The sequence below is a fragment of the Caulobacter endophyticus genome (assembly GCF_003116815.1).
Lineage (GTDB): Bacteria > Pseudomonadota > Alphaproteobacteria > Caulobacterales > Caulobacteraceae > Caulobacter > Caulobacter endophyticus.
Map to the genome: position 1 here is coordinate 162,099 of NZ_QDKQ01000077.1, position 11,573 is coordinate 173,671.

The 11,573-nt window shown below is 65.8% G+C and carries 11 protein-coding genes and 2 pseudogenes; 11 read left to right on the top strand and 2 right to left on the bottom strand.

Going from position 1 to position 11,573, the window contains the following annotated elements:
- The first annotated feature begins 102 nt into the window (after positions 1-102).
- The 4 genes and pseudogenes from DDF67_RS24315 to DDF67_RS24330 all read left to right on the top strand — a co-directional run bounded on the left by DDF67_RS24315 (position 103) and on the right by DDF67_RS24330 (position 2,395).
- Complete coding sequence (locus tag DDF67_RS24315; protein ID WP_109455314.1) at positions 103-801, top strand: SDR family NAD(P)-dependent oxidoreductase; 699 nt, start codon at positions 103-105, stop codon at positions 799-801.
- Positions 802-837: 36 nt separating this feature from the next.
- Positions 838-1,032 (top strand): annotated as a pseudogene (locus DDF67_RS24320) (tautomerase family protein); the annotation flags it as partial.
- 173 nt (positions 1,033-1,205) lie between these two features.
- Complete coding sequence (locus DDF67_RS24325) at positions 1,206-1,814, top strand: YceI family protein (RefSeq protein ID WP_109455315.1); 609 nt, start codon at positions 1,206-1,208, stop codon at positions 1,812-1,814.
- Complete coding sequence (locus tag DDF67_RS24330; protein ID WP_101719322.1) at positions 1,814-2,395, top strand: NADPH-dependent FMN reductase; 582 nt, start codon at positions 1,814-1,816, stop codon at positions 2,393-2,395. Before DDF67_RS24325 ends, DDF67_RS24330 begins: the two co-directional genes overlap by 1 nt.
- Positions 2,396-2,452: 57 nt before the next feature.
- On the opposite strand, the gene DDF67_RS24335 is transcribed toward DDF67_RS24330, so the two are convergent.
- On the bottom strand, positions 2,453-3,052 hold the full coding sequence (locus tag DDF67_RS24335) for an alpha-ketoglutarate-dependent dioxygenase AlkB (protein WP_109455316.1): 600 nt from the start codon (positions 3,050-3,052) through the stop codon (positions 2,453-2,455).
- A 399-nt stretch (positions 3,053-3,451) separates the two neighbouring features.
- Here DDF67_RS24335 and DDF67_RS26300 point away from each other — a divergent pair.
- The 4 genes and pseudogenes from DDF67_RS26300 to DDF67_RS24350 form a co-directional block, all read left to right on the top strand.
- A pseudogene (locus tag DDF67_RS26300) lies at positions 3,452-3,907 on the top strand (FAD-dependent oxidoreductase); the annotation flags it as partial.
- A 107-nt stretch (positions 3,908-4,014) separates the two neighbouring features.
- A complete protein-coding gene (locus DDF67_RS26305; RefSeq protein ID WP_269845478.1) occupies positions 4,015-4,518 on the top strand; it encodes an FAD-dependent monooxygenase in 504 nt (167 codons plus the stop codon).
- 108 nt (positions 4,519-4,626) lie between these two features.
- Positions 4,627-5,454 carry a VOC family protein gene (locus DDF67_RS24345; RefSeq protein ID WP_233247756.1) on the top strand — a complete coding sequence of 276 codons (828 nt, stop codon included), beginning with the start codon at positions 4,627-4,629 and terminating at the stop codon, positions 5,452-5,454.
- Between the two features lie 80 nt (positions 5,455-5,534).
- Positions 5,535-6,695: an alpha/beta hydrolase family protein gene (locus tag DDF67_RS24350; protein WP_109455317.1), complete on the top strand. Its 1,161-nt coding sequence runs from the start codon at positions 5,535-5,537 to the stop codon at positions 6,693-6,695.
- A 15-nt stretch (positions 6,696-6,710) separates the two neighbouring features.
- Here the strand turns inward: DDF67_RS24350 and DDF67_RS24355 are convergent, their stop codons facing one another.
- On the bottom strand, positions 6,711-6,983 hold the full coding sequence (locus DDF67_RS24355) for a hypothetical protein (protein WP_101719319.1): 273 nt from the start codon (positions 6,981-6,983) through the stop codon (positions 6,711-6,713).
- A 1,132-nt stretch (positions 6,984-8,115) separates the two neighbouring features.
- Here DDF67_RS24355 and DDF67_RS24360 point away from each other — a divergent pair.
- The 3 genes from DDF67_RS24360 to DDF67_RS24370 all read left to right on the top strand — a co-directional run bounded on the left by DDF67_RS24360 (position 8,116) and on the right by DDF67_RS24370 (position 11,543).
- Positions 8,116-8,613 carry an FkbM family methyltransferase gene (locus DDF67_RS24360; RefSeq protein ID WP_233247757.1) on the top strand — a complete coding sequence of 166 codons (498 nt, stop codon included), beginning with the start codon at positions 8,116-8,118 and terminating at the stop codon, positions 8,611-8,613.
- A gap of 532 nt (positions 8,614-9,145) precedes the next feature.
- Positions 9,146-10,351, top strand: coding sequence for a saccharopine dehydrogenase family protein (locus tag DDF67_RS24365; protein WP_109455319.1), 1,206 nt, complete (start codon positions 9,146-9,148; stop codon positions 10,349-10,351).
- Between the two features lie 19 nt (positions 10,352-10,370).
- On the top strand, positions 10,371-11,543 hold the full coding sequence (locus DDF67_RS24370; RefSeq protein WP_109455320.1) for a carboxynorspermidine decarboxylase: 1,173 nt from the start codon (positions 10,371-10,373) through the stop codon (positions 11,541-11,543).
- Positions 11,544-11,573: the final 30 nt, after the last annotated feature.

The window sequence follows — 11,573 nt, forward strand, 5'->3', positions numbered from 1 at the left end:
TCCTAATTGGAGACAAAATATCGCCTCAGAGTGTCCTATGTCCATCTTAGTGGAAAAATGGACGACAGTTATAAGGGCTTCGCAGTCTCTAGGAGCATCCTGATGAATGAAGCCTCCCAGCTCACCATCCTGGTGGCCGGCGCCTCGCGCGGCCTTGGACTAGGCCTGGTCGCCGAATACCTGTCGCGAGGCTGGCGGGTGATCGCCACCGAACGTCATGCGGGCGCGTCCGCCGGACTGGCCGACCTCGTCAGCAAGGCCGGCGCGGCGCTCCGCGTCGAGGCGCTAGACATCGCCGACAGCGCCTCGATATCCGACCTCAAGGCGCGGCTTGGCGGGCTCGAGATCGATGTCCTCTATGTCAACGCCGGGGTGAGCGACGCGCCAGACCAGAAGGTCGGCGAGATTTCCGACGCGGAATTTGCGCATGTGTTCGGCGTCAACGTCCTTGGGCCGATGCGCCTCATCGAAACCCTCTCGCCCATCGTGACGTCGCATGGCGTGATCGCGGTGATGAGCTCGGCCTTGGGAAGCCTCACCCTCGACCCGCCCGCCGGCTACGAAGTCTACGCCGCCAGCAAAGCCGCACTCAATCGTCTCATGCGGGCCTATGCCCTGAGGGCAGGGGATCGGACCCTGCTGGCGCTGATGCCAGGCTGGGTCCGCACCGACATGGGCGGCGAGGAAGCGCCCATCGACATCTCCACCAGCGCCAAGGGCCTGGCGGACGTCGTGGACTCGCGTTCGGGGCGTCCGGGCCTGACCTTCGTCGATTACCAGAACGCCGATCTACCCTGGTAGGGGGCGCGCCTACCCACCCCTCGTTTCAAAAGGAGTTTTGCTATGCCCGTTGTTCGCGTGACCTGGTTCGAAGGCAAGGACCACGATCAGAAGGCCAAGGTGGCCGCCGACATCACTGAAACCATTGCCAAGACCACCAACACCGACCCCAACTACATCTACGTCGTGTTCGAAGACGTCAAACCCAGCGACTGGGCGGGCGCTGGCAAGCTGTTCGGCGAGGCAGGCTAGGGCGGGGCGGCCGGTCAGGCGCTTGGCTCGCCGAACCTCTGACCGGCCGCCGCGTTTTCGCAGACCCGCTCTGCATTTTTGGCCACTGGGCTTGCGCCGGCTTGAGCGCGACCATGCCGCTCTCCTGGCAAGGCCGGTTCGCCGCGCCGGCCCTCACACGGAAATAGCCCGTCATGAAAATCCTCATTGCCTCGACCGCCCTGGCCCTGACCCTCGCGACCGGCGCCATCGCCGCGGGCGGGCTCAACACCGACCCCTCGGCGGTGACGCCGGGCGCCTATGTCGTCGAGCCGAGCCACACGCGCGTGCAGTTCGCCGTCTCCCACATCGGCTTCACCCAATTCTTCGGCGACTTCACCGGTGCGGCCGGGTCGCTGACGCTGGATCCCAAGACCCTCGTCGCCAGCAAGGTCGACATCACCCTGCCGGTTTCCTCGGTCTCGACCACCAACACAAAGCTGGACGAGGAGCTCAAGAGCGCTGACTGGCTGGACGCGGGGGCCTATCCCACCATCCGCTTCGTCTCGACCAAGATCGTGCGCACCGCCCCCGACAAGGCCACGATCACGGGCGACCTGACGCTGCACGGCGTGACAAAGCCCGTCACCCTTCAGGCCAAGTTCAATGGCTCGGGCGTCAATCCGCTCGACAAGGCCTACACCGTCGGCTTCGACGCCACGGCCACGTTCAAGCGTTCCGAGTTCGGCGTGAAGACCTATCTTCCGATGATCGGCGACGAGACCTCGGTGCGGATCAGCGCCGCCTTCGAGAAGGCCAAGTGATGAACGCGCAGGACGCCGGCAAGCCGCTGCGCCTCGTCGTCCTTCTCGGCAGCCTGCGGCAGGGGTCGTTCAATGCGGCCCTGGCCCGGGCGCTGCCGGACCTGGCGCCCGAAAGCGTGACGATCACCGCCCTTGGTTCGATCGGGGACTTTCCCCACTACGACGCCGACCTCCAAGCCGCGGGCTTTGCGCCCGCGGTCGTGGCGATGGGCGAGGCGATCGCCGCCGCCGACGGTGTCATCATCGTCACCCCCGAGTACAACTACTCGGTCCCGGGCGTGCTGAAGAACGCCCTGGATTGGCTGTCGCGCATGTCGCCCCAGCCTTTCGTGGGCAAGCCGGTCGCCATCCAGACGGCCTCGCCGGGTGGGCTTGGCGGTGTCCGGGCTCAATACCACCTCCGCCAGATCCTGGTGTTCCTGGACGCTATTGTCCTCAACAAGCCCGAGGTGATGGTTGCGGGCGTGGCCAGCAAGGTCGGCGGCGAGCCGTCCCTGCTCGAGGATCAGGCCGCCCGGGCGTTCGTGGCTGGACAGCTTTCGGCGTTCGCCGATTTCATCCGCCGCTTCCGGGACGCCTGACGGATTGATCGCAGGCGGGAGGCTTCAAGCCGCGCTTGAGGCCTCCTGCTTCCGCGCTCAAGCGCGCCGGCGAAAGGTCCGGAAAGTTATCGAATAGCGCAGGGCCGAAACCGCAGGGATGGAATGCTCCCACATCTCCCGAGCCGGGCCCGATAGGATGTAGAGCGAGCGTGGCGCGGGCCTGAGGGCGGCGCGTGTCCACACCTGGCCGGCCTTGAGGCGAAAGCGCAGGGCGCAGCTAGCGAGCAGAGAGACGCCGGCGATGAGCTCAAACTGCGGCCGGTCGCGGTGCCAACCGATGCCCGCACCGGGCGCGTATTCGGTGATCATCGCCTGTTCGAACCGCTCGGGCGCAAGCCCAACGGCGGCGGCGACCTTGTCGCGCAGTGGCGTCAAGAACGCGGGGATGGGCGGCGCCGCCTCCAGCGCCTGCCGGGCGAAATGGTAGTCAAAGCCAAACGCGACCACGCGGCGCGCTCCCTCGTAGCCGTGAAACTGGAATGGCGCGAAGGGGAGGGCGGCCATCGCCGTCACCAGCCTGTGCTCCTCGTCCGCGTCGAGCACGTCGGGATGGTAGGACAGTCCCTGGGGCAGGAGATCGGCCGGCGCCGACGCGGCTGCGTCCTCCAAATCAAAAAGGCTGGGCTGGAAACTCATCGTCCGTAACGGGCCAAATGGGGGGGAAGCCGCACGCGGCGCGGCTGCTGCGTAGCAGATATTCCGTCGCGAGGATCTGGTCGTGTCTTGAGTTCAAGGCTCGGGAAGCGACGCCGCTGACCCTTCACGCCCTCCAGCGAACGACCGCGTGGCCTTGGCCAGGATCAAGACCTTGCCTGTCTCCCCGACGCGACGCGGTAAATCCGCGCCAAGCATGATGGCTTGGCCGCCAGTCGATCTGGCCCCGTTCTCTGCGGTCTCCCGCCAATCGCAGGCTGCCGGACCGCCCTTCTTGCGATCTACATTTCTGATAGTGATTGATCCAAACAATCTATTTTTCGAATAGAAATGGGCGCCCCTACGATGCCTGCAACACCGCCGACACAGGTCGAGCGCGCGATGTGGGGGGGAGCGGTGCAGCCAGGCAAGGTGCTCATCATCGGTGGCGGAATCGCCGGCCTGACTTCGGCGATCGCCTTGGGAAAGCGCGGCTTTGACGTCGAGGTCATCGAGGAAGACCCCGACTGGACCGTCTATGGCGTCGGCATCATCCAGCAGTCCAACGTCGTGCGCGCCGTGGCCGAGTTGGGCATTCTCGACGACTATCTCGACGCCGGCTTCGGCTACGACCACGTCGAGGTCTACCTTCCCGACGGCCGCATGGTCGCCAAGATCCCCAGCCCCAAGCTGGCCGACGGCTATCCGGCCAATGTCGGCATCGGCCGGCCGGCCCTGCACAAGGTGCTGGGCGACCGGGCCAAGTCGGCCGGCGCGACGATCCGCCTGGGCGTGACGGCGGAAAGCCTCGACGGCGACGGGGATGGCGTGAACGCCACTTTCTCCGATGGGGCGAGCGGCCGCTACGATCTCGTGATCGGCGCCGACGGCCTCTATTCGAACACCCGCAAGGCGCTGTTTCCGGACGCCCCGACGCCCCGACGCCCGAGCCCACCGGCCAGTCGGTGTGGCGCTACAACTTCGATCGTCCCGACGACGTCGTCAGCCTGCAGGCCTATGAAGGCCCGACCGGCGTGGGGTTGGTGCCGCTGTCGGAGCGGCGGATGTACATGTACGTCACCACGCCCGAGCCGGCCGGCAAGCGCTTCGAGCGCGAGGGGCTGGCGGCGGCGATGCGCGAACGCCTGGCGAAGGCCCCGCCCCGGATCGCGGCCCTGGCCGGCGACATCACCGACGACGCCGAGGTGGTCTACAAGCCGCTGGAATGGCTGTTCGTCGAGGGCGACTGGAGCAAGGGCCGGGTCGTGCTGATCGGCGACGCCGTCCACGCCACCACCCCGCACCTGGGCCAAGGCGCCGGCATGGCCATCGAGGACTCGCTGGTGCTGGCCGAGGAGCTGGCCGCCGCCGAGACGCCCCAGGCCGCCTTCGCCGCCTTCGAGGCCCGCCGCAAGGACGCTGCCGCTACATCGTCGAGCGGTCGCGGGCGATCTGCGAGGCCCAGCTGAGCAAGGGGCCGCCGGCCGACACCGCCACCGAGTCCCGCAAGATGTTCGAGGTCACCGCGCAACCGATCTGAGGATCGCGCCGTCGCCGTCTTTCAAGGAGAACCGCCCATGGCCCGCGTCAGCGACGTGCGCTTCATCGCCTACGCCGTCCCCGACCTGGAGCACGAACGGCGCTTCTATGTCGACACCTGGGGGCTGATCGAGGTCGCCAGTGAAGAGGGACTCGTCCACCTCGCCGCGCCGGGCTCGCCGGAGAAGTTCGTGGTGCGCCTGCGCCAGGCCGAGGTCCGCTCGGTCGAGCTGATGGGCTGGGCCGCCGAAAGCCGCGCCGAAGTCGACGCCCTGCACGCCCATCTGGTCGCGTTCGGCGCCAAGGTCATCTCCGCGCCGGCCGAACTGACGGGCCTGGGCGGCGGCTATGGCTTCCGGGTCTTCGATCTCGACGGTCACGCCCTGGAGATCTCGGCCGATGTGGAGCAGGGGCCCTCCCGACCGCTGACCCGCAACGAAGCCGTGCCGGCCAAGATCAGCCACATCGTGCTGCATACCCCCAAGGTGGCCGCCGCCGTCGACTGGTACGAGCAGGCGCTGGGCTTCCAGGTCTCCGACTGGCTCGGCGACTTCATGTGCTTCCTGCGCTGCAACAGCTGGCACCATCGCCTGGCCTTCGTGCCCGGCCCGCCGGCCCTGAACCACGTGGCCTACGACGTGCCCAGCGTGGATGCGATGATGCGCGGCGTGGCCAAGCTGCGCACCGCCGAGCACGACGTCGTCTGGGGCCCCGGCCGCCACACCGCCGGCGACAACACCTTCTCCTACTTCATCACGCCCGGGCAGTTCGTGGTCGAATACACCTCCGAGCTGGTCGAGGTGGACGAGGCCTGGACGGCCACCGTCCACAAGCCCTCGCTCGAGGTCATGGACCAGTGGGGTTAGGCGTGGGCGGTCCCAAGGACATGCCGGCCCCGATCCCCGACGCCCTGCTGTGGCGCGCGCCCGCTTTCTGAGGACCTGTCATGTTCGAGTACTTCAAGAACTACGTCTGGAACCTGTCGGTCGACATCGCCATCGAGAGCGGCGCTCAGATCGGCGAGATCGACGAGATGTGCCGGCCGATGCGCGACGCGGTCGATCGCGGCGACGACGCGGGCACCGGCGAATTCCTCAAGCACTGGGTGGCCATGGCCGACAAGCTGTCGGACCTGGCGGCCGAGGACGAGGCCCAGGGCCGCAACTTCAGCGCCGGGACCAAGCTGCAGCGCGCCAGCCTCTATTACGTGACCGCCGAGCGCATGCAGGGCCACGGCCATCCGGGCCGCCAGGAGACCTACGCCAAGGCCCGCGCCGCCTTTGATCGCGCCATGGCCCTGGGCCGCGAGAACGCCGAGCGCGTCGAGATCCCCTACGAGGGCGGCGTGATCGCCGGCGTCTTCGTCAAGGCGGCGGGGGAGGGTCCTTCGCCGGTGGTGATCTACGTCAACGGCCTCGATAGCAACAAGGAGCTGCTCTATTGGAGCGGCCTGCCGACGGCTCTGCTGCGGCGCGGTGTCTCGACCCTGTGCATCGACCAGCCGGGCTCTGGCGAGGCCCTGCGCCTGCACGGCCTGCCCGCCACCCACGAGAGCGAGAAGTGGGCCTCCAAGGTCGTCGACTATCTGGAGACCCGTCCAGAGGTAGATCCCGAGCGTATCGGCATGACCGGCATCTCGCTGGGCGGCTACTACACGCCGCGCGCCGTGGCCATGGAGCCGCGCCTGGCCCTGGGCGTGGTCTGGGGCGCCAATCACGACTGGGCGCAGGTCCAGCAGAAGCGCCTGGCCCGCGAGGGCGAGAACCCCGTGCCGCACTACTGGGCGCACGTCCAGTGGGTGTTCGGCGCCAAGGACATGGACGACTTCCTGGAGAAGTCGAAGGGCATGACTCTGGACGGCGTGGTCGAAAAGATCGCCGTGCCGTTCCTGGTCACCCACGGCGAGCGCGATCGCCAGATCGGCGTCGAATACGCCCACGCCACCTATGACCAGCTGACGGGCAGCCCCAAGCGCGAGCTGAAGATCTTCACCGACCGCGAGGGCGGGGTCGAGCACGTCGGCGTGCCGGCCGGCCTCTTGGGCCTTTCCCGGTATGGCTTTGAGGTCGGCGATCAGGCTGCTCTCATCGGCCTTTGCCCGCTTTAGCCTAGGACCGATGAATCAACAGAGGATGCCCACCGTCGCCAGCGACAGGAGACCCCTGTCCGGTAGACTGTAGACGTTACTGTAGACGAAGAGCGGGAACGCGATCGCGACAGCCCGCATGATGTCCTTTGGCTCGAACGAAATTTCGCTCAAGCGCGCGAGGCCCGAACCGATGACGATGGGCTTGCTCAGCCAAGCAAGCCGGCTGCGCTCGACAAGGACGTAGAGCACAACGGCCACGATGACGGGCGCGCCAAGCAGGACAGCGTACTCTGGAAGGAAGCTCATCAGTTCGACCTTGGTGCGGCGAGGACACGCCCAAGCGACCTCGTCTCGTGGGTGTGGACTAGCTCAACCATTGGCCGAGTCTTGGCTCGCGGTCACGGTAGGGGTTTCACTTCGGACCGCCTTAACGCGCCAGGCCTCCTCAGAATCTCAATGGCAAGGGCTCAGGGCGCCGTCCTCGGCGCGCTTGGGATCGGCTTCCGCTCTAAGATCGTCGGAGGGGCGGCCTTGCCGGGGCGCGCACGGCGACGGGGGAGGCGATCGTGCTCTGGTCAGGCGTCGGGGCGAATGACCTAGCTCGCCTGAACACGCCGTGCACGCACCGCTTCGTCCAGCCGCTGTAGGGGCTCAAGATCGAAAACCAGTGTCGCTGCCGGGGCGTTCAACGACCAGCTATCGGTCAGACTGACCGGCGGCGGGGTCTTGGCGGCAGAGACGCACTGACGCCAAACGTGACGGAGTTACTCGACGAGTTCCTTGGTCTCCGTAGGACTAGCCGCTCAAGCGTCACGACATCGAGGTCGATAGCTTGGCTGTTGAGCAACGCCAAGCGAAGCCCCAGGCTCAGGCGGAGCGTGACGTCATCTTGGCTCATGCTCGGCTCCCCTGAGCGCGGATCTATACATTCTGGAACCTGGTTTGAGCCGGCGAAGTCATTGAGCTCGTTGAGGTGCAGTCCAAGGCATCAGCGCATAGGCGCTGTACGGGCGTCGAACATGACATTATCGTATCAGGCAGATCACCTTTTCGGACGAGGCCCGCGTTTACTGCCTTTATCGCTCCGGGGGATCCTCTGGAGTAGAATAGCGTACTCGTAGTTATCAGTTTCGTCCGACAAGGGGCGCCAGCCCGGTGCAATCCAAGCAGCACTAAAGTCGCCGATTCAGCTGCCAAGGTCCGATGCAGTTGGTGCTGTCTTCCGGTTGCTGAACGCCACGCTCCCGGGCTCTGAGCCAAAGGGCGGCTGACGCCATCGCCACGAAAAGTTTACGCGAGCGGCTGTCGCGATCGTCGGCGCTTGGCGGTCTAACCTATGCGCCGCGGCCGTCTTGCTCGCTGGCGCAGCGGGGGACGGCATGGGCGTGGGTATCTGGAGGTCGCGCGGAACTTCGGCGCGGGGCTGCGGGGTGCTTCCGTGCGCCTGACTTTCGAGCCGGCCCGGCCTGCGCCGGCGCCTCGCCTGTTTGAACTGGATCGGCTGAACACGCGCCCGCGGGGTGAGAACGAGGCCGAGATTCGTCTGCGTTGCGCCTCGGCGTTCCTCGGGCGCGGGGTTTCGGTGTGTCGCGTGCTGGGGCGCTACAAGCTGTTCGTCGACGGCCTGGACTATGGCCTGGGTCCTCATCTGCTGCTCGACGGCTATTGGGAGATGTGGACGACCGAGGCCATCGCCCGGGCGGTCAAGCCCGGCATGACCGTCGTCGATGTCGGCGCCAACCTCGGCTACTTCACTCTGCTGATGGCTGACCTGGTCGGGGCGGGCGGACGCGTCCATGCCTTCGAGCCCAACCCGCAGATCGCGACCCTCCTGGCTCGCAGCGTCTCCATGCCGAGCAGGCCGCGATCGACGATCAGGTCCAGCAAGGTGCCGGGGTGGGCGTCCATGGGCCGTTGCCTCGATGCGTACTGCTAACTTATTCGGATTTCATGCATCCGCTGCTACCCATAGGTGTTTTTCGATGTTGTTTTGGGAAGTCTATTTGTTGCAAATTTTTTTGACCGAAATTCAGTAATTAAATTGTGCGGATTTCAGCTGGCCAATTTTGCATTGGTTGCGATAATATTTCACTGTGCATAAGCACAGTCGCTCATGGGATCAGCTATGCGGGCGACTACGGCGATCGCGCGACCGACCACGGCGCCCGCGCCCAGTTCAGCTGGAAGTTCTGATCGGGGCGGCCTCGCCACGATTCTGGCGGCCTCTTCCACGGGAGGGGCCGCCTTCATTTGATGGTTGGTCCAGGATTCCAACGCTTCGCCGGCGTCGTCGCGCGCTCGCCATGAAGCCCATGTAGGGGTTTGGCGTTTTAAAGGCCTCGATCACGCTCTGCCGCTTCGCTGACGGGAAGGGTATGTTAGCGAATAAGTGGATCGCGTGATAAGAGGCCCGCCCCCTTGATTCAGGTCGGCTGGCGAGGGGCTGTTCGGTTTTAGGAGACCCCAGAATGAGCCGGGTGCTGGTTATCGGTGCGGGTGGCGTTGGTTCGGTCGCTGTCCACAAGATGGCGATGAACAAGGACATCTTCTCGCACATCACCTTGGCGAGCCGCACGAAGTCAAAGTGCGACGCCATCGCCAAGTCGGTGCTGGAGCGCACGGGCGTTGCCATCGACACAGCTGCGATCGACGCCGACGACGTCGCCGCCACGACCGCGCTGATCAAGTCGGTGCAGCCGGCCCTGGTGGTCAACCTGGCCCTGCCTTACCAGGACCTGGCGATCATGGACGCCTGCCTGGCGTCGGGCGTGAACTATCTCGACACGGCCAACTACGAGCCGCGCGACGAGGCCAAGTTCGAGTACAGCTGGCAGTGGGCCTACCAGGACCGCTTCAAGGACGCCGGCCTGATGGCGCTGCTGGGCAGCGGCTTCGACCCGGGCGTGACCTCGGTGTTCACGACCTACACCAAGAAGCACCTGCTGGACCGGATCGACACGCTCGACATCCTCGATTGCAACGGCGGCGACACCGGCCTGCCGTTCGCCACCAACTTCAACCCCGAGATCAACCTGCGCGAAGTGACCGCCCCGTCGCGCCACTGGGAAAACGGCCAGTGGATCGAGGGCCCGGCGCTCAGCCACAAGCAGGTGTTCGACTTCGAGGGCGTCGGCCCCAAGAACATGTACCTCATGTACCATGAGGAACTGGAGTCCCTGGCCAAGTTCTACCCGGAGATCCAGCGCATCCGCTTCTGGATGACCTTCGGCGACAGCTACCTCAAGCACCTGGAAGTGCTGGGCAATGTCGGCATGACCAGCATCGAGCCGATGATGTTCCAGGGCCGCGAGATCATCCCGATGGAGCTGCTCAAGGCGCTGCTGCCCGAGCCGTCGTCGCTGGGCCCGCTCACCAAGGGCAAGACCAATATCGGCACGATCGCCACCGGCGAGAAGGACGGCAAGGCCCGCACCGTCTACGTCAAGAACATCTGCGATCACGAGGAAGCCTACGCCGAGACCGGCAACCAGGCCGTCAGCTACACGACCGGCGTGCCGGCCATGATCGGCGCGGCCATGATGCTGACCGGCAAGTGGAAGGGCGAGGGCGTGTTCAACATGGAGCAGCTCGATCCGGATCCGTTCATGGACATGCTGAACCAGCATGGCCTGCCCTGGACGGTCGAGGACCTGGCGGCTCCGCTGGCGTTCTAAGCACCAAGAACGAGAACATATGGAAACCAGGGCCGGTGATCCGGGCGCATTCGCGCATTTCGACCTGAACCGCGTTTCCTCGCCCGCCTTCGTGGTGGACGAGGTCGCGGTGCGGCGCAATCTGGCCGTCCTGAAGGATGTGCGGGACCGGGGGAGCGCCCGCGTTCTGCTGGCCCTGAAGGCCTTTTCCATGTGGTCGCTGGCGGACGTCGTCGGGGAGTATCTCGACGGCGTCTGCGCCTCCGGTCTGTGGGAGGCGCGGCTGGCGCGTGAGTTCTACAAGGGCGAACTGACGACCTATTCACCGGCCTATAGAGCCGAGGACCTGCCGGAAATCCTGCGGTTGTCCGACCACGTGATCTTCAACTCGCCTGATCAAATGACGCGTTTCGCCGATCTGATCGCCGAAGCGCGGGCGCAGGGCGAGGTCTTCGAGATCGGCCTGCGGCTCAATCCCGAACATTCCGAGGGCGAGGTCGCCAAGTACGACCCGGCACAGCCCTGTTCGCGGCTGGGCTTTCCGGTGTCGCAGCTGCGGCCCGAGCACATGCAGGGCGTCGACGGCCTGCACATCCACGCCCTGTGCGAGCAGGACTTCGAGCCGTTGGCCAGGATTTGGGCGGCGGTTGAGTCCAGGCTCGCCCCTATGCTGGGCGGGGTGAAGTGGCTGAACCTCGGCGGCGGTCACCACGTGACCCGCGCCGACTACCAGACCGACCGGCTGATCGGGTTCCTGAACGAAGTGGCCGCCCGCCACGGCGTGCAGGTCTATCTGGAGCCGGGCGAGGCTGTGGCTCTCGACGCCGGCATCCTGGTCGGCGAGGTGCTGGACGTCTTCGACAACGGCATGCCCATCGCCATCACCGACATTTCGGCCACCTGTCACATGCCGGACGTCATCGAGGCCCCGTATCGCCCCGCCATGCTCAAGGAACCGGCGGAGGGCGTGGTGGCGCGCCTGGGCGGGCCCTCGTGCCTGGCCGGCGACATCATCGGCGACTACGTCTTCGCCGAGCGTCCGGCGCCGGGCGCGCGGATCGCGTTCCTGGACCAGGCCCACTACTCGATGGTCAAGACCAACACCTTCAACGGCGTGCCGCTGCCCGCGATCGCGCTGTGGAACAGCGAAACCGATGCGCTGAGGGTGATACGGGAATTCGACTACGCCGATTTCCGTGATCGGCTCTCCTGAGGCTGGCGTTCCGGCTCCGCCCGAGCTAGC

Bases quoted from the DNA above. Each gene is read 5' to 3' on its own strand.
- DDF67_RS24315 (WP_109455314.1), top strand. From the start codon at position 103: ATGAATGAAGCCTCCCAGCTCACCATCCTGGTGGCCGGCGCCTCGCGC.
- DDF67_RS24325 (WP_109455315.1), top strand. From the start codon at position 1,206: ATGAAAATCCTCATTGCCTCGACCGCCCTGGCCCTGACCCTCGCGACC.
- DDF67_RS24330 (WP_101719322.1), top strand. From the start codon at position 1,814: ATGAACGCGCAGGACGCCGGCAAGCCGCTGCGCCTCGTCGTCCTTCTC.
- DDF67_RS24335 (WP_109455316.1), bottom strand. From the start codon at position 3,052: ATGAGTTTCCAGCCCAGCCTTTTTGATTTGGAGGACGCAGCCGCGTCG.
- DDF67_RS24345 (WP_233247756.1), top strand. From the start codon at position 4,627: ATGGCCCGCGTCAGCGACGTGCGCTTCATCGCCTACGCCGTCCCCGAC.
- DDF67_RS24350 (WP_109455317.1), top strand. From the start codon at position 5,535: ATGTTCGAGTACTTCAAGAACTACGTCTGGAACCTGTCGGTCGACATC.
- DDF67_RS24355 (WP_101719319.1), bottom strand. From the start codon at position 6,983: ATGAGCTTCCTTCCAGAGTACGCTGTCCTGCTTGGCGCGCCCGTCATC.
- DDF67_RS24365 (WP_109455319.1), top strand. From the start codon at position 9,146: ATGAGCCGGGTGCTGGTTATCGGTGCGGGTGGCGTTGGTTCGGTCGCT.
- DDF67_RS24370 (WP_109455320.1), top strand. From the start codon at position 10,371: ATGGAAACCAGGGCCGGTGATCCGGGCGCATTCGCGCATTTCGACCTG.